This window comes from Denitrificimonas halotolerans (assembly GCF_034259425.1).
GTDB classification, from domain to species: domain Bacteria; phylum Pseudomonadota; class Gammaproteobacteria; order Pseudomonadales; family Pseudomonadaceae; genus Denitrificimonas; species Denitrificimonas halotolerans.
On record NZ_JAXIVU010000002.1, the window covers coordinates 37,768 to 55,805 of the forward strand.

Here is an 18,038-nt window from a genome sequence, read left to right on the forward strand (position 1 = left end):
CATTTTATTAACAACCATTGTGGCCTATTTTGACCCATAAATAGTGCTTAGTGTGGTGAATAGCTGAGATTGCTTTTTTCTATGTTTGGTTCCGGCGACGACAAAAAGTCTAAACAAACAGCGGATAACGCTGAGTCCATATCACCTGAAGTGCAGCAGGAGTCTGCTGTACAAGAAAAACCAGCCAAAAAAGGCTTGTTTTCATGGTTTGGACGTAAAAAAAATCAACCCAAAGTGGAGTCACCTGCTGCAACAGTGGCCGAGCAGGCACCGCTTGACTCTATTGAAGAGCCCGTTGCGTCTGCAGTGACTCATGAACAAACTGTAGCAGATGAGTCAGTAGATAAGGTTGTGGAAACACTTGAGCTTAAGGCTCAACCTGAAAAGCCAGAGCCAGAGCCAGAGCCAGAGCCAGAGCCAGAGCCAGAGCCAGAGCCAGAGCCAGAGCCAGAGCCAGAGCCAGAGCCAGAGCCAGAGGGTGCACCCATAGATGAGGAGTCTGAGCAGCCGGCGGCAACAAAATCATCGCGTTTTAGTTTGTTTGGGGGGCGTAAAACAGTTGAGCCTGAGCCGGAAGTTGCAGTGGCAACAGAGGTAGAAACACAAGCAGAACCCGAAGTGCTAGAGCAAGATCCACCGCTGGCGGCCAACTTGGCTGGTCAAAGCAAACCACAAGGCAGTAAGCTCGGATGGTTTGCCCGTTTAAAACAAGGTTTAGCGAAAACGAGCTCTAGTCTCGGCGAGGGCATGGCTAGCCTGTTCTTAGGCAAAAAGGAAATCGATGATGATCTACTAGAGGAGTTGGAGACTCGCTTACTTACGGCTGATGTGGGCATGGAAGCAACGACTGCTATTATGGATAATCTAACCCGTCGTGTAGCACGTAAGGAGCTGGCCGATAGTGATGCGCTGTATAAAGCGTTGCAGGCAGAAATGGCTGAGTTATTACGTCCTGTTGAGCAACCGTTAAAAGTCACTTCTGACACTAAACCTTATGTGATTTTAGTGGTGGGTGTGAACGGTGCAGGTAAAACCACTACCATTGGTAAATTGGCTTCGCGCCTACAGAAAGACGGGAAAAAAGTTATGCTAGCTGCCGGTGATACCTTCCGCGCGGCAGCTGTTGAGCAACTGCAGGTTTGGGGTGAACGCAATAACGTACCGGTGATTGCTCAGCACACTGGTGCTGACTCCGCCTCTGTGATTTTTGATGCGGTACAAGCAGCACAGTCGCGGGGTATGGATGTATTGATTGCCGATACTGCAGGGCGACTGCACACCAAAGATAACCTTATGGAAGAATTACGCAAAGTTGCGCGTGTGATGGGACGCTTAGATGAAAATGCCCCCCATGAGGTTCTGTTGGTGCTCGATGCAGGAACCGGACAAAATGCAATTAATCAAGCTCGCCACTTTAATGACACTATTCCTTTGACTGGCTTGGCTTTAACTAAGCTGGATGGTACAGCAAAAGGTGGTGTGATTTTTGCCTTAGCGAAACAGTTTGGGATTCCTGTGCGCTTTATTGGTGTGGGTGAGGGTATCGATGATTTGCGTGACTTTGCTGCAGATGAATTTGTAGAAGCGTTGTTTGCCGAGAAGGATTCTGCATGATTCGCTTTGAGCAGGTCGAAAAACGTTATCCAAACGGGCATGTGGGCTTACACGAGTTAAGTTTTCGTGTCCGTCGCGGTGAGTTTTTGTTTGTTACCGGTCATTCAGGTGCGGGTAAAAGCACCATGCTACGATTATTACTGGCGATGGAGCGCCCAACTAGTGGTAAGTTACTGTTAGCGGGGCAAGACTTATCAAAAATTACTAACTCACAAATACCTTTCTTACGACGCCAAATAGGTGTGGTGTTTCAGAACCACCAGTTACTTTTTGATCGCAGTGTATTTGAAAATGTGGCTTTGCCCTTGCATATATTAGGTTTGCCGCAAGAAGAGATTAATCAGCGGGTTAGTTTGGCACTGGAGCGAGTGAGTTTAAAAGATAAAGCTTTACAGGCACCGGCAGACTTATCTACTGGGCAGCAACAACGTGTTGGTATTGCTCGCGCTATTGTCCATCAGCCTGCATTATTGTTGGCGGATGAGCCCACAGGTAACTTAGATCCGCGTTTAGCTGCAGAAATCATGTCAGTCTTTGAAGATATTAACCGTTTAGGTACTACGGTCTTAATTGCAAGTCACGATTTGGCTTTAATTGCGCGCATGCGCCATCGCATGTTGACCTTGCAGCGTGGCCGTTTAATTGGTGATGGAGAGGCTGTTTAATGTGTTCTGCTAAAGTGACGCCGGATCAGCCAGGGCAGCGTGTAGGTGCGACTGCAAAAAATGAAGTGAATGCTTCTTTATCAGATACCCGTGGTTTTGCTAATCAGTTTCGAGCTTGGTTAAAAAATCATCGTGCCAGTTTAATAGACAGTACAAGCCGTTTAGTTCGGCAGCCTTTTGGTAGTTTTTTTACCTGTTTAGTGATGGCCGTTGCCTTAAGTTTGCCAATGGGCTTGGCATTGTTATTAGATAATGTGAGCCAATTGGGTGGCTCTTGGCAGCGTGCTGCACAAATCTCATTGTTTCTAGAATTAGATTCGGGCGATGCCTACGGTGAGCTTTTGCGTGATGAAATTGCTGCCCATGAGCATGTCGCTGAAGCGCAATGGATTAGTCGAGAGCAAGCGCTTACAGAGTTCCAAGTACAGTCAGGTTTAGGTGAAGCGTTGCGTGAGCTACCTGATAATCCTCTGCCAGGGAGTATCTTAGTCACGCCTGAAGTGATTGATAAAGATGCACTGGTGGCTTTGCTCGATGAGCTCAAAAAACTGCCTAAGGTTGAACAGGCACAGTTAGATTTGATGTGGATTGAGCGCTTGGCTGCAATTTTACAGGTCGGAGAACACTTTATCTTTGCGTTAGCCGTGTTATTGATTGCTGCTTTATTACTCGTCGTGGGTAATACCATTCGGTTGCATATTGAAAATCGCCGCACTGAGATTGAGGTGATTAACTTAGTAGGTGGGACAGCTGGCTATGTGCGCAGACCTTTTTTATATATGGGTGTGCTCTACGGTTTAGTTGCGGGGGTATTGTCCTGGGTATTGCTGGCTTTCGGTTTGGATTGGCTGAATGAGTCGGTGGTTCGGTTAGCACAGTTGTATGGCAGTGATTTTAGTTTATCGGGTGTTCCAATTGAAGATGGCTTTTCCTTGCTATTTGGTGCAGTATTGTTAGGTTACATCGGTGCTTGGTTAGCTGTGGCACGGCACTTGCGGGAGTTATCGCCGCGATAGTTGTAAGGCGTGCAGTGATTAGGGTTTGCGCAATTTATGAGTGCATAAACAGGGAACTTTATTGCTGAATCGCTATCTATATACTTAATAGTATAATTTTAGATGTTGTCACCCGTTGGAGGATATTTAATGACCACCACGACCGCATTACAAACAGCACATATGCTCAGCCCAGGTGCAAACCTTGAGGCATATGTACATTCAGTGAGTTCGATTCCAGTGCTCACTGCTGAAGAAGAACGTGATTTAGGCGAACGCCTGTATTATCACCAAGACCTTGATGCTGCTCGGCAATTGGTAATGGCACATCTGCGTTTTGTGGTGCACATTGCGCGCAGTTACTCAGGTTATGGCTTACCACAAGGTGATTTAATTCAAGAGGGTAACGTTGGCTTAATGAAAGCTGTTAAGCGCTTTAACCCAGAAGTGGGTGTGCGTTTAGTGTCCTTTGCTGTGCATTGGATTAAGGCAGAGATTCATGAGTATGTATTACGTAATTGGCGAATTGTTAAAGTCGCTACGACTAAAGCGCAGCGTAAGTTGTTTTTCAACTTGCGTAGTCAGAAAAAGCGCTTAGCGTGGCTGACCAACAGTGAAGCGGATGCTATTGCTGATTCTTTAGGCGTAGAAACCCGTGAAGTACGTGAAATGGAAAGCCGCCTAACAGGTAGTGATATGTCGTTTGATCCTGCAGATAACGATGATGATGAGGGAAGCTATCTGTCACCTGCGCATTATTTGGAAGATCATAGTCAAGACCCAGCATTACAGCTGGAAGCGGCTGACAGCGCTGAAAGTAGTAATCATAGTTTGCACGAAGCACTGAGCCAACTAGATGAGCGTAGCCGAGATATTTTGCAGCAGCGTTGGTTATCTGATGAAAAAGTTACTTTACATGACTTGGCTGCACAGTATGGTGTATCTGCAGAGCGTATTCGTCAGCTAGAAAAGAATGCGATGAAAAAAATTAAAGGCAGTATCGCAGCGTAACGGCTTCGACGGGTGACCAAAGGCGACTCTAAGCAGTCGCCTTTTTTATGGAGGTGCATTTTTCATGAATCTGCTTGGTTGCTGCTGTTAAGGTCTGTGCATGAGCTATTCAGCTACTACAAGTGCAGGATGCACGGATATTGTGTTGCAGAGCGATATGCTTCATTTAACAATTACCTAGCAGAATTCCCCCACAGGTGGTGCACCTTGCTAAGTCGTTTGGTTGCGCTCGCTTTGTTTGCAATAAAATGCTCCACGATAAAATAGAGCATTATGAAAAACTAAGACCACATTAAGAAACACGCCTGCTCGGTACAAAAAAGCATTTGAATGGCTTAAAGAAGTGGATAGTTTGGCACTGGTCAATGTTCAGCTTGACCTGCAAAGCGCCTTTCAAAGTTTTTTCAAGGGTGGTTTTGGCTACCCTAAGTTCAAAAGGAAAGGCATTAAGGACAGCTACACGACCAACAACCAAAAAGGCACAGTTGCTGTTACCAGCTGCTCAATCAAGCTGCCCAAGGTGAGGCATGTTAAAGCTCGGATTGACCGCAAGGTCAACGGCCTTATCAAAAGCGCCACAGTATCAAGAACAGTCCGGTAACTACTTTGCCAGTGTACTGGTTGAAACCATTGTCCAACTATTACCCAAAACCAACCGCAAGCTATCTGTATCAAAAATAACGCTTAAAAGTTGCTAAGTTGCATAAGTAAATAGCCAACTGCTGCAAAGACTTCCTGCATAAAACCTCATTCAATCTCATCAAAAACCACGATTTTATTGTTATTGAGTATTTGAACGTCAATGGCATGGTTAAAACAGGCGCTTAGCTAACGCGATCAGCGACAGTTCATAGGCACAGTTTGCCACGATGCTGGCCTACAAAGCAGAGTGGTATGGCAAACAGCCCATCAAGCTAGACCGATGGTTTCCATCGTTTAAAACCTGCTCAGGCTGCGATCATGTGCTTGGTAAGGGTGAGCTCACCCTAGCCATGCGGTAATGGCAGTGCCCAAGCTGCAAGAAAATTCTAGATCGTGATTATAACGCCAGTATCAACATCCTTAAGGAAGAGTTACGCTACTGGCTATCAATGACAGAAACCCTCGGTGCGAGGGAGTTAGCCGAGTCAATTTGCATAACCTTTGCTGTGGTGCAACGCACCCCACCAAGTCTGTGCATGGCCTAGGAAACTCCACTTCTAAATTCAATGCATGCTGAACATTTCAGTAGGGAGCATTATGAGTCAGTTAGACAGCCATCATCAGTACTTTGAAGAGACCTTTAATAACCTGAATATGCAAGACATTAGGTGCCAAAAATCTGAGTTTGAAGCATGCAGTTTTGTTGATTGCAATTTTACTGGCGCTATTTTTGAGCATTGTAATTTTATCCATTGCAGTTTTAACCGCTGCCAATTGAGTTTAGCTAAATTACCCTATACACGAGTATTTGGTTTAAGTTTTCTCGAATGTAAATTGGTAGGTATAGATTGGACTCAGGTGGCGTGGTCTGAATACCATAAAGACTTTGAGGTCAGTTTTCGTCAATGCATTTTAAATGATTCATCTTTTTTTGGGTTGACCTTACAGGGTTTGATGCTTGATGAGTGCAAAGTGCAGGATGTGGACTTTCGTGAAGGCGATTTTTCCAAGGCAGTGATGACCTATAGTGACTTTACTCACAGCCTTTTTATGCGCACAAACTTACAGGGCGCAGACTTTACTGAAGCTACACAATATTCTATTAATATTTTAGAGAACCAAGTGCAAGGCGCTAAGTTTTCTAAACATGAAGCAGTGTACTTATTGGAGAGTTTAGGAGTTGAGCTGGTGGATTAATTAAGGCGACAGCGCTCAGCAGGGGTTAGTGTGCTGCTTATACTCCACTTTAAAACGGCCAGAAAATAGGAATAAAAATCACTCCCAATAGCCAAAAAATACTATTGAGTGGTAAGCCAACCTTCATAAAGTCACTGAATTTATAACCACCAGCGTTATATACCATCATATTGGTTTGATAACCCACTGGCGTCATAAAGCTGGTGGAAGCAGCAAAGGTGATAGCGATTAAAAATGGGGTTGGATCAGCTTCTATCAATTGTGCTGTAGAAAAGCCTATTGGCGTTAATAAGACTGCTGCTGCTGAGTTGCTCATCATCTCACCAAAGAGCAGAGCCATTAAATAGAGTACGCCTAACACCACATGAGGACCTAAATGACTGACTAAGCCTATGCTGTTATCCACGATAAACTCTGCAGCACCACTGCTGCTCATAGCAATTCCTAGTGGTAACAAACCCGCAATTAAGATCACAATTGACCAGTCTGTGCTTTCATATACATCATCAGCATGGATGCAGCCGGCGAGGGTCATGGCAACTGCACCACAGAGTGCAGAAATAGCGATAGGGAGCCAGCCTAATGCCGATATAGCAACGACTGCGGCCATAGTTGCAACAGCAAAGGGGGCTCGCCAGCCATAGCTCTGACTGGCCTCACGCTGGGAGATAACAATAATACTTTTATCTTTGCGCAGGGCAGCGAGATCTTTTTCTGGTAATACTAAGAGTAAAATATCACCAATGCGTAGGCGTAAAGTATTGAGCTGATTACGTACGACATGCCCTCGGCGTTGTACGCCCATGACTGAAGCGTTATAGCGCCAGCTGCGGTTAAAAACTGACAGTAATCGACCCACCGCGCGTGATTGTGGAGCAATCATTACTTCGGCTAGAACAGATTTATCTTGTTTTTTACCTTTTAAGTGAAAGTCGGTTTGCGTATTAAAATCGAGTTTTTGCTCATCTTTTAGGGCTTCTAAGTCTGACCAAACCCCACGCGTCAGTAAAATATCACCTTCTTGTAGTTCTTCAGAGCGTGGTGACCAGTACTTTTCACCGTCGCGCAATAGCTCCAATACATAGACGTTATAGTTTTTGCTCAGCTTAGCTTCTTCAACACTGATGCCCAGTAACTTGGATTCAGCGGTGACTTTTAGCTCGCTGATGTAATGACCAAATTCATAGAGATTATCTAAGTCAGAGCTGCGTACTTCAGGTAATAACCAGCGGCCAAAGGTCAGAAGATATAAGCAGCCAGCAGTTGCACAAATTGCGGCTAAAGGTAAAAACTCAAACATACTAAAGCCAGGGTGTCCTAGGTCTTTGGCAATGGAATTTACTAGAAGATTGGTGGAGGAGCCGATGAGTGTGACTACGCCCATCATCTGCGAGACATAAGAGAGTGGAATTAAGGTTTTTGATGGGGCTAAGCCGACTTTTAAACTGGCTGCAATCACTATGGGAATAAAGATCGCCACAACCGCAGTATTATTAACAAAGGGGGCGATCAGGGCTAATAAACCAAACAGTATTAGTAAAAACTGCCAAGGTGAGCGTGCCGCCCCTAGAAGTCGTTGAATGCCTGCTAAAGCACCACTGTTTTGCAGTCCTGCTGCCAGAATAAACATGGAAGCAACAGTGATGGTGGCTGAGTTACTAAAGCCACTGAGCGCTTCGCTCGAACTGACTAAACCGGCCAAAGTTAGGCTCACTAGCACCAGTATAGCTATGGCATCAACGCGCAACTTCTCGGTGATAAAGAGCGTCATAGCCGTGATGGCTATCAGTAAAACGAGCATAATCTCAAAGGTCATAAACGTCTCACTTATTGTTGGACCGCAGCCTTAGCCTAGCAGTATTTAAGCAAGGTAAGGAGACAAATTACATCTCTGTACAAGAAACCAGAATTAGCTCGCTAGCACCGCATAGAGTTTGGTTTATGGGGCGGGTGTACCCTGTAATGAAAAGTAGCGAGCAAGCCAGCATAGGCCAAGTGCAGCGCTACCTAATATGAGTAAAGCTGCAGGCATTGTATATAAGGATGGTGGAGCAGTTATGCTGGCAAGAAAGCCAATAACCGCTGCTAATAGAAACTGCAATAACCCCATGAGTGACGAAGCCGTACCAGCATGTTGTTGTGTGTGAGCCATGGTGACTGCGGTTAAATTACCTGTAATCAGGCCTGACATAGCGATGCCGAAGCCGAGTAAAACGCTATAGCTCCAGAGAGCGACCCAGTCAAACTGGACCAAAGCAAAAAGAAGTAAGCCAATGCCCATAAAACCGCCTAAGCCAAGGATTAGAATACGCATGGCGCTGTAAAATTTTAATAAGCGCAGATTGATTTGACTCATACCAATCATTAACAAGGCGTTGGCAGCAAATATATAACTGAATTGATTAGGTGTGAGTTGAAACATTTCAATAAAAATAAAAGGGGAGTTATTGAGATAGATAAAAAGACAGCCTAAGGTACAGCTCGTAGCTAAGGTATAAAAAAAGAAGCTAGGATTGCTGATTTGAAGAGCATAATTACGCACAATATTGCGTATTGATAGCGGTACACGGTGTTCTATAGCTAAGGTCTCAGGTAGCAAGCGTAGGGTGAAAAACATGCTCATCAGACCAAATACAGTTAATACCCAGAAGATTAAATGCCATTCGCCATAAGATAAAATTAAGCTACCCAGTAGTGGTGCAGTAATGGGTGCAATCATCATCACTTGCATCAGTATTGAATAAATCCGTGCTGAGCTTTGTGGGTCACAGGTGTCTGTTACCACTGCGCGAGAGGCTACAGAGCCTGCAGCTGCACCGACTGCTTGGAGAAAGCGAGCCACCAGTAACCCTTCAAAGCTGGTGCTAAGGGCTGCACTAAATGAGCCGATAGTAAATAGAGCAATACCAAATAATAAGGGTGGTTTACGACCAAAGCGGTCTAAAAAAGGACCATACAAGCCTTGCCCAACACCTAAACCAATTAAAAATACAGATAGGGTTTGTTGTACCTGCCCTGGCGTAATATTTAAGCTGGTTGCCATGGTCGGAAAAGCGGGTAAGTACATGTCAATGGCTGCCGCTACTAGGGCACTTAAAGATGCGAGTAGGAAAACTAGCTGCAGGCTGAGTGATTTTTTGGCAGATACGCTGTTAATAGTGCGATTCCTTACAGTGGTCTATTAAGCAAGGGGTGCTTATTGTCGATCATATTAATTTAATAGCTCTTTGCAGAGCTTAATATCATTATTTTTTGAGCATAGCTCGAATATCCGCCAGAGCGCTGTTTCCTCGTGCGGCCTTGACTTCTACTGGGGCCTCCTCAAGACCTTCCCACTGCAAATCTTCGGATGGAAGCTCATCGAGAAAACGGCTAGGTGTGCACTCGATAGTTTCACCATATTGTTTACGCTTGCTGGCAAAGGTAAAGGTTAAATTACGTCGTGCACGGGTAATACCAACATAAGCAAGACGGCGCTCTTCCTCAATCGTATCTGTTTCAATACTGGAGCGGTGCGGTAGAATTTCTTCTTCCATTCCCATAATGTAAACGCTAGGGAACTCGAGACCTTTAGATGCGTGCAGAGTCATCATTTGTACCCCTTCGGCACCGTCTTCGTCTTCTTCTTGACGTTCAAGCATGTCGCGTAAGACGAGTTTAGCGATGGCCTCTTCAATGGTCATATCGCCTGCTTCATCCCGCTCCAAAGTGTTTTTTAGTGCATCGATTAAAAACCATACATTACCCATACGAAATTCACAGGCCTTTTCACTGGAGCTGTTTTGTCGAATCCAGTTTTCATAATCAATGTCGATGATCATATCTTTTAGGGCAAGAATGGGATCATCACTAAAGCAGCGCTGACGCAATTTATCCATATAATGCTTAAAACGAGATAAACGTTCGGTATAACGAGGTCCTAGATGTTCACTTAGACCAATTTCTGCAGAGGCTTCATACAAAGAAACTTGTCGTTCAGTAGCATAGGTGCTGAGTTTTTCTAAGGTGGTTGAGCCGATTTCACGGCGAGGCACGTTAATGACACGTAAAAAGGCATTGTCATCATCAGGGTTGACTAATAAGCGGAAGTAGGACATTAAGTCCTTAACTTCTTGGCGACCAAAAAAACTGGTGCCGCCAGACAAACGATAAGGGATTTTATGTACTTGCAGTTTAAGCTCCATAATTTTCGCTTGGTAGTTACCGCGATATAAAATTGCAAAGTCACTGTAAGGGCGTTGGCTGCGCAAGTGTTCGGTGAGGATTTCCAAAGCAATACGTTCAGCTTCAGCATCTTCGTTGCGGCAGCGAATCACACGAATTTCGTCACCAAATCCCATGTCACTCCAGAGCTCTTTGACAAACTCATGTGGATTGTTCGAGATTAAGGTATTAGCACATTTTAGAATACGGCCGGTTGAACGATAATTTTGCTCAAGCATAATGACTTTGAGGGAGGGAAAGTCCTCTTTTAATTGCATCAGGTTTTCAGGGCGCGCACCACGCCAAGCGTAAATTGATTGATCATCATCACCTACCACAGTGAATTGGGCACGTTCTTTTACTAGTAATTTAACCAGTAAATATTGACTGGCATTGGTGTCCTGATATTCATCTACTAGCATATAGCGAATACGGTTACGCCATTTGTCTAGGACATCAGGATGGTTTTGGAAGAGCTTAACGGGCTGCAAAATCAGATCATCAAAATCCACAGCATTGTAGGCTTTGAGGGTGCGTTGATAATGACTGTAAACAATGGCTGCAGTTTGCTCTTTAGTGCCACGGGCTTGCGCTAAGGCTTCGTCAGGCAGGATGAGATCGTTTTTCCATTGACTAATAAGGTTCTTAATCTCATCTGCACCATCGTCACCGGCGTATTCTTTTTGCATAATGTCAGTGAGTAGGCTTTTCACATCGGAATCATCAAAGATAGAAAAGCCTGGCTTGTAACCGAGCAAGCTGTGCTCACGGCGGATGATATTGAGACCTAAGTTATGGAAGGTAGAGACTGTTAGGCCATGACCCTCTGCACCGCGGAGTAAGGCAGTTACCCGTTCTTTCATTTCCCGCGCAGCTTTATTGGTAAAGGTGACTGCAACAATATGGCGTGCAGAAATTCCACATTGTTGAATCAAGTAGGCAATTTTTCGGGTAATGACACTGGTCTTGCCTGAGCCGGCACCGGCCAGTACCAGCAATGGACCGCTGATATAGTTAACTGCTTCTTGTTGGCGAGGGTTAAGCTTAGACATGAATAAACCAAAGTTGTCAAAAGTAACTATTCTAGCATTGAAGTTATAAGCTCAGGCTGAACAAACTAACAGTCTGTTTTTTGATGTAGAGTTGCTTAAAATTCACTGCTAAGCAATAAAAAAGGCGCTCTTAAAGAGCGCCTTGTGTTGGGGTCATTTAGGTTAACGAACGACATGCAAAAAGTGCATATGCTGTTCATATTGGTCAAGAATATCGTCAATCACCTCATTCCGTGACCACCCCATGATGTCGTAATCTTGCCCACCTTCCATAAGGTGGACTTCAGCACGGAAGTACTTGCGTTCTTCACGTTCTTCGCCATCGTTTTCGGTGTCTTCTTGGTTCATGAGGTCAGGACGGATGTACGCGCGTGCACGTACTTCGTAGACAAAGTTAGCTTCAACATGATGTTGGACTTCAAGTTTGCAACGCTTATCTTCGTCACGCTCTTGAACTTCAACTGTATAGCCTTGCTTACGCAGTTCTTCAGCAACTTCTTCAAAAGCAGGTACCACCACCTCATCCATAAAGCGGTTGACGTGTGCTCGGCGTGGAAACATAACCATACTGCGTAAACGACGTTGCCAACCACCAGTTTTTTGATGCTGGCGTGAGTAATGCGTCGCGCTTTGTTGTCTGAGCACTCGTTTAGTAGAGTCCATATCGAGGGCTTTTAATAAGCCCCATAAGGAGATCAGCAAGATTACAGAGAAAGGCAGGGCGCTGGCAATAGTGGCTGTTTGTAGCGCTGCTAAACCACCACCAATTAACAGTGCAATAGCAACTAATCCTGTTGATGATGCCCAGAAAATACGCTGCCAAACAGGCGTTTCTGTTTGACCACCTGAGGCGAGCATATCAATGACTAAAGAGCCTGAGTCAGCTGAAGTTACAAAGAACAAAATCACCATACAGACTGCAACCATTGAGAGGATGCTAGAGAAGGGGAAGTGTTCTAAGAAAGCAAAGAGTGCCAGAGAGCTATCAGCACTGACTGTCTCAGCTAAACTGGTTATATTTTGCTTCATGATCATATAGATCGAGGTGTTACCAAAGACTGTCATCCATAAGAAGGTGAAGCCAGAGGGTACGAGTAGAATACCTACGATAAATTCGCGAATAGTACGGCCACGTGATACACGGGCAATGAACATACCTACAAAAGGTGACCATGAAATCCACCAACCCCAGTACAGTAGAGTCCAACCACCGAGCCAATCTGTTGGGTCGTAGGCGTAGAGGTTGAAGGTCTTACTGACAATTTCGGATAAGTAACCCCCAGTGTTCTCCACAAAGCTTTTGAGCAGTAATGCAGTAGGACCCAGTATCAGCACTAATGACAGTAAAATCACTGCCAGCACTAGGTTGAGCTCTGATAAACGCTTAACACCTTTATCCAAGCCGGTAACAACCGATAAGGTAGCTAAAGCTGTAACGCAAATAATGATAATAACTTGAATATTGGTGCTAATAGGCAAATCAAATAAGTAATTAAAACCACTATTGATCTGTAAAACGCCATAGCCCAACGAGGTTGCGATGCCGAGCACTGTACTTATGATGGCAAAGATATCGACAGCATGGCCAATAGGCCCGTAAATACGATCACCAATTAAGGGGTACAGAGCGGAGCGCAAGGTTAATGGCAAGCCATGACGATAGGCAAAGAATGCTAGAATCAAGGCGACTACAGCATACACCGCCCATGCATGTAAGCCCCAGTGGAAGAAGGTCAGTTTCATTGCTTCCTGCGCTGCTTCAATGGTGTTTGGATCACCAACAGGAGGTGCAATATAATGCATCACTGGTTCTGCAACGCCAAAGAACATTAAACCAATACCCATACCTGCAGAAAATAGCATGGCAAACCATGAAGCATTTTTATAATCAGGTTCACTGTGGTCGGGGCCGAGCTTAATATCACCATAGCGGCTTGCGGCCATAAATACGGTCGCTAATAGAATTAGTGCAAGGGTTAGAATATAGAACCAGCTAACATTTTCTACAATCCAGCTTTGCACTTGGGTAAATAGCACTTGTGAAGCATCGGGAAAAATACTTGCAAATCCAACCAGAATAGCAACGAGCGCTGCAGATGTATAAAACACCGGCGGGCTGATTGTACTGGGTGCTTTGGTAGGGCTGTCTGTGTCCATATGAATTCCTTAATGGCTTGAGTGCTTTTGATCTATATTGTCTTAAGTAGATTAAATATGCTGCAAAAGCGCTCCGTATTGAGTGCTTTTGAACGGATAATATACAGATTTTGCTTAAAAAAAAGCCCCCAAGTGTTGATTTTAAACATTGAGGGCTGATTTTTTGTGTATAAATTTAGATTTAATCGTTACGTGATGTTAGTAAAGCTGGACGCTCTTTATTGCGTGTACGAGACTCCAATTGCTCGAGTTGCTCTAGGCTTGGTAGGCGCTCACCTTTACGGATAATCAAGGGTTGTGGCGCTTCGCGCTCATGGGTTATAGCAGCCTCATGCCGACCGGAAAAACGGGTGTCTTCGCGGCGTGGGTTATTGTTACGAGGCTTGCGTGGTGCGCGACGTTTGTCCCCTGCTACCGATGGGTTACGTTCCTGACGAGCAGGACGGTTGGTGCGTTTAGTTCCAACAGTAGGTGCAGTATTGTTAGAGCGGCGATCACGGCCCTTGTTTTGATAAGGACTGACATAGTTCACACTGTTGCCGAAGTTATCAATCGCATCATCTAAAAAGACTTCAGGATCACGATTGGGTGGCAATTCTGGTGCGCCAATAATTGGCTGTGCTACTGGGCGTTCGTTACGTGTATTACGTCTGTTACGTGTGCGTGGTGGACGTGCTGTACGTGGTGCAGGTTTGTTGTCGCCTTCGCTGCGTGCATTGTCGCGTGCTGCTGGGCGACGGCTGCGAGGCTTGTCTTTACCTTCCAGTTTTTTTTCAGTGTTACGTGGTGCATTATTGCGACTGCCACCGCGAGGTTGTCTTGGCGCGCGTGGCTCTGATTTTTCAATGATAACGCTGCTGGGGTCAAAACCAAAGGTGTCACCGTCTGCAATGCTTTGACGAGTCATGCGTTCAATGCCTTTGAGTAGGCGCTCTTCGTCAGGTGCAACCAGAGATACTGCTAGACCTGATCGGCCAGCACGACCAGTACGCCCAATACGGTGTACATAGTCCTCTTCAACGTTAGGCAATTCATAGTTTACAACGTATGGCAGCTGATCAATATCTAGACCGCGGGCTGCAATATCGGTTGCAACTAATATGCGGATATCACCGGCTTTAAATTCAGCTAGGGCTTTAGTGCGCGCGTTTTGGCTTTTATTACCGTGAATAGCGGCTGCAGGTAGGCCATTTTTTGATAAGTATTCAGCCAAGCGGTTAGCACCGTGCTTGGTGCGGGTGAAAACTAAGACCTGCTCCCAAGCACCCATAGTAATTAAGTGGGCTAACAGAGCGCGTTTGTGCGACGCTTGAATACGGTACACACGCTGCTCGATGCGTTCCACTGTAGTATTAGGTGGTGTGACTTCAATGCGTTGCGGGTTGTGCAATAAACGACCGGCAAGGGCAGTGATATCTTTAGAGAAAGTCGCCGAGAACAGTAGGTTTTGCCGCTGACTTGGCAGTTTAGCCAATACTTTTTTCACGTCGTGAATAAAACCCATATCCAGCATACGGTCGGCTTCATCCAGCACTAGTATTTCTACACCGCTGAGATCGACTTTATTTTGGCCTACTAAATCCAATAAGCGGCCAGGACAAGCAACTAAGACATCAAGGCCTTTAGCCACAGCAGTGATTTGCGGGTTCATACCTACACCGCCAAAAATACAGGCGCTGACAAAGGGTAAATCTTTGGCATACAGTTTGAAACTATCATGCACTTGTGCAGCAAGCTCACGGGTTGGTGCTAACACTAAAGCACGAGGTTGACGCGGGCGGTGACGGTGCTCACGATCTGGCTTCCCGTTAGGGAATAAGCGTTCAAGGATCGGTAGAGCAAACCCTCCCGTTTTACCGGTGCCTGTTTGTGCCGCCACCATGAGGTCGCGACCTTGTACTGCTGCAGGAATGGCCTGTAACTGTACGGGTGTAGGAGTTGTGTAGCCGGCGGCTTCGACGGCGTTAACCAAGGTCTTAGATAGACCAAGGGAAGAAAATGACATGCAGTCTTCCTGTTGTCGGCGGCCCGCCGACTTTGGGGCGCAAAATTATAAATGCTCCATACGGGTACATAGATCATGCTATGTACCCCATCCACGAATGATGTCCTACGCTGGGCACCAAGCTGGATGGAGGTATATCGCTATAGTGGCACTCTGGCCAAGTTTCAGCAGTTAAGCTTTAGATTATCCCAAACAGCTAAACTTGGTTCAGCTTGGTTAAGTGTGTAGAAGTGTAAACCTGGTGCACCACCTGTTAAGAGGCGTTCACACATTTGGCTAATCACTTCTTCACCAAAGGCTTGGATGCTGGCTATGTCATCGCCGTACGCTTCAAGTTGTTTGCGTACCCAGCGGGGAATTTCAGCACCACAAGAATCAGAAAAACGTGCCAGTTTGCTGTAGTTCGTAATTGGCATAATCCCTGGCACGATTGGGATATCGATACCTAGTTTACGCACTCGCTCGACAAAATAGAAGTAGCAATCAGCATTAAAAAAGTATTGGGTGATAGCACTGTCGGCGCCTGCTTGCACTTTGCGAGCAAAATTTTGCAGGTCTGTTTCAAAATCCTGAGCTTGTGGGTGCATTTCAGGGTAGGCTGCCACCTCAATATAAAAGTGGTCACCGGTCTCGTTACGAATAAATTCAACCAGCTCATTGGCGTAGCGTAGCTCACCGTTTGCCATACCCATGCCTGAGGGCAAGTCACCGCGTAGGGCAACAATGCGCTTAATACCTGACTTCTGGTAGGTGTGAAGTAATTCGCGCAAGTCGTCTTTGCTGTCACCAACACAGGAGAGGTGTGGGGCAGTAGGGATTTTAATCTCGCTATCTAACTGTAATACGGTATTTAAAGTACGATCACGGGTTGAGCCACCAGCACCGTAGGTACAGGAGAAAAACTCAGGGTTATAAGTGGCCAGTTTTGTGGCTGTAGTGATCAGCTTTTCATGGCCTGCGTCGGTTTTTGTTGGAAAAAACTCAAAACTAATACGAGATTGTTCGCCCATAGAAAAATCCTTCAAGATTAAAGTGAAGTGCTAGCCGGGTAAATTTCAGGGGTAGTGGCACTACCCCTGATGGACTTAGTAGCGATAAGTTTCTGGCTTATAAGGGCCTTCGACATCAACGCCAATGTAGTCAGCTTGCTCTTTGGTAAGGCAGGTAATTACACCGCCAAAACCTTTCACCATTTCTAAAGCAACTTCTTCGTCGAGTTTTTTCGGCAAGACTTCAACGGTCAGTGCTGCTGCTCGTTTCTCAGCATTTAACTGAGCAAATTTACGCTCAAATAAATGCATTTGCGCCAATACTTGGTTAGCAAATGAACCATCCATAATACGGCTTGGGTGGCCGGTTGCATTACCGAGGTTCACTAAACGACCTTCAGCTAATAGAATTAAGTAGTCGTCATTGTGTGGGTCAAAACTACCAGAGCCGGTACGATGAATTTTGTGTACCTGCGGTTTAACTTCTTCCCATGCCCAGTTTTTGCGCATGAAGGCTGTGTCGATTTCATTATCAAAGTGACCAATATTACATACAACGGCACGTTTTTTCAGTGCTTTGAGCATGCCAGCATCACATACATTCGCATTGCCCGTAGTAGTGACAATAAGATCAATTTTACTCAGTAATGCCTTATCGATACAGGTGTCGGTCCCATCGTTTTGACCGTCAATATAGGGTGATACTAATTCGTAGCCGTCCATACAAGCTTGCATGGCGCAGATCGGGTCTACTTCGGAGACTTTTACAATCATGCCTTCTTGGCTCAGTGATTGTGCTGAACCTTTACCTACATCACCATAACCAATAACCAGTGCTTGCTTACCTGATAGCAGGTTATCAGTACCACGTTTGATTGCATCGTTTAAACTGTGACGGCAGCCGTATTTATTGTCGTTTTTGCTTTTAGTTACTGAGTCATTTACGTTGATTGCTGGCACTTTTAAGGTGCCTTTTTCCAGCATATCTAATAAGCGGTGTACACCTGTGGTTGTTTCTTCGGTGATGCCGTGAACATGTTCTAAAACTTGCGGGAAGCGTTCGTGCAGGATAGCGGTTAAGTCACCACCGTCATCAAGCACCATATTAGCATCCCAAGGTTGGCCATCTTTTAGGATGGTTTGCTCAATGCACCACTCGTATTCCTCTTCAGTTTCGCCTTTCCATGCGAATACTGGAATACCAGCAGCAGCAATAGCTGCGGCAGCTTGATCTTGGGTGGAGAAAATATTGCAGCTGGACCAGCGCACTTCAGCACCCAGTGCAATCAATGTCTCAATTAACACAGCAGTTTGGATGGTCATGTGAATACAGCCAAGAATTTTTGCACCTTTGAGCGGCTGTTCAGCAGCATATTTGCTGCGTAGCCCCATCAGAGCAGGCATCTCTGACTCAGCAATAATAATTTCACGACGACCCCAGTCGGCCAGTGATATATCAGCAACTTTATAATCAGTAAAATCAGCTACAGCGCTCATTAAAGAGTTCT

Annotated in this window: 14 protein-coding genes and 1 pseudogene; 8 read left to right on the top strand and 7 right to left on the bottom strand. The window is 45.5% G+C overall.

Going from position 1 to position 18,038, the window contains the following annotated elements:
- The first annotated feature begins 81 nt into the window (after window positions 1-81).
- The 8 genes and pseudogenes from ftsY (at window position 82) to TOI97_RS02085 (ending at window position 6,124) form a co-directional block, all read left to right on the top strand.
- The gene (gene ftsY, locus TOI97_RS02055) at window positions 82-1,614 is read left to right on the top strand and encodes a signal recognition particle-docking protein FtsY (RefSeq protein ID WP_321552471.1); all 1,533 of its coding nucleotides are present in this window, start codon (window positions 82-84) and stop codon (window positions 1,612-1,614) included.
- Window positions 1,611-2,279 (top strand): cell division ATP-binding protein FtsE, encoded by a 669-nt coding sequence (gene ftsE, locus TOI97_RS02060; RefSeq protein WP_321552472.1) that lies wholly within the window; start codon window positions 1,611-1,613, stop codon window positions 2,277-2,279. Before ftsY ends, ftsE begins: the two co-directional genes overlap by 4 nt.
- Window positions 2,279-3,295, top strand: coding sequence for a permease-like cell division protein FtsX (ftsX, locus tag TOI97_RS02065; protein ID WP_321552473.1), 1,017 nt, complete (start codon window positions 2,279-2,281; stop codon window positions 3,293-3,295). Before ftsE ends, ftsX begins: the two co-directional genes overlap by 1 nt.
- Before the next feature lie 129 nt (window positions 3,296-3,424).
- The gene (rpoH, locus tag TOI97_RS02070; protein ID WP_321552474.1) at window positions 3,425-4,285 is read left to right on the top strand and encodes an RNA polymerase sigma factor RpoH; all 861 of its coding nucleotides are present in this window, start codon (window positions 3,425-3,427) and stop codon (window positions 4,283-4,285) included.
- Window positions 4,286-4,485: 200 nt separating this feature from the next.
- Window positions 4,486-4,581, top strand: coding sequence for a helix-turn-helix domain-containing protein (locus TOI97_RS13290; RefSeq protein WP_407651297.1), 96 nt, complete (start codon window positions 4,486-4,488; stop codon window positions 4,579-4,581).
- A 47-nt stretch (window positions 4,582-4,628) separates the two neighbouring features.
- On the top strand, window positions 4,629-4,886 hold the full coding sequence (locus TOI97_RS02075) for a hypothetical protein (RefSeq protein ID WP_321552475.1): 258 nt from the start codon (window positions 4,629-4,631) through the stop codon (window positions 4,884-4,886).
- A gap of 268 nt (window positions 4,887-5,154) precedes the next feature.
- Window positions 5,155-5,472, top strand: a pseudogene (locus TOI97_RS02080) (zinc ribbon domain-containing protein).
- Window positions 5,473-5,524: 52 nt separating this feature from the next.
- Window positions 5,525-6,124, top strand: a complete 600-nt coding sequence (locus tag TOI97_RS02085; RefSeq protein WP_321552476.1) for a pentapeptide repeat-containing protein — start codon at window positions 5,525-5,527, stop codon at window positions 6,122-6,124.
- Between the two features lie 49 nt (window positions 6,125-6,173).
- Here the strand turns inward: TOI97_RS02085 and TOI97_RS02090 are convergent, their stop codons facing one another.
- From TOI97_RS02090 to ahcY, 7 genes are all read right to left on the bottom strand, one after another.
- Complete coding sequence (locus TOI97_RS02090) at window positions 6,174-7,940, bottom strand: SLC13 family permease (protein WP_321552477.1); 1,767 nt, start codon at window positions 7,938-7,940, stop codon at window positions 6,174-6,176.
- A 123-nt stretch (window positions 7,941-8,063) separates the two neighbouring features.
- Window positions 8,064-9,281, bottom strand: a complete 1,218-nt coding sequence (locus TOI97_RS02095) for a multidrug effflux MFS transporter (RefSeq protein ID WP_321552685.1) — start codon at window positions 9,279-9,281, stop codon at window positions 8,064-8,066.
- 88 nt (window positions 9,282-9,369) lie between these two features.
- On the bottom strand, window positions 9,370-11,379 hold the full coding sequence (gene rep / locus TOI97_RS02100) for a DNA helicase Rep (RefSeq protein WP_321552478.1): 2,010 nt from the start codon (window positions 11,377-11,379) through the stop codon (window positions 9,370-9,372).
- Window positions 11,380-11,541: 162 nt separating this feature from the next.
- Window positions 11,542-13,536, bottom strand: a complete 1,995-nt coding sequence (locus TOI97_RS02105) for a BCCT family transporter (RefSeq protein ID WP_321552479.1) — start codon at window positions 13,534-13,536, stop codon at window positions 11,542-11,544.
- 181 nt (window positions 13,537-13,717) lie between these two features.
- On the bottom strand, window positions 13,718-15,541 hold the full coding sequence (locus TOI97_RS02110) for a DEAD/DEAH box helicase (protein ID WP_321552480.1): 1,824 nt from the start codon (window positions 15,539-15,541) through the stop codon (window positions 13,718-13,720).
- Between the two features lie 164 nt (window positions 15,542-15,705).
- Window positions 15,706-16,551: a methylenetetrahydrofolate reductase [NAD(P)H] gene (gene metF / locus TOI97_RS02115; RefSeq protein WP_321552481.1), complete on the bottom strand. Its 846-nt coding sequence runs from the start codon at window positions 16,549-16,551 to the stop codon at window positions 15,706-15,708.
- 75 nt (window positions 16,552-16,626) lie between these two features.
- Complete coding sequence (gene ahcY, locus TOI97_RS02120) at window positions 16,627-18,027, bottom strand: adenosylhomocysteinase (protein WP_321552482.1); 1,401 nt, start codon at window positions 18,025-18,027, stop codon at window positions 16,627-16,629.
- Between the last annotated feature and the right edge of the window lie 11 nt (window positions 18,028-18,038).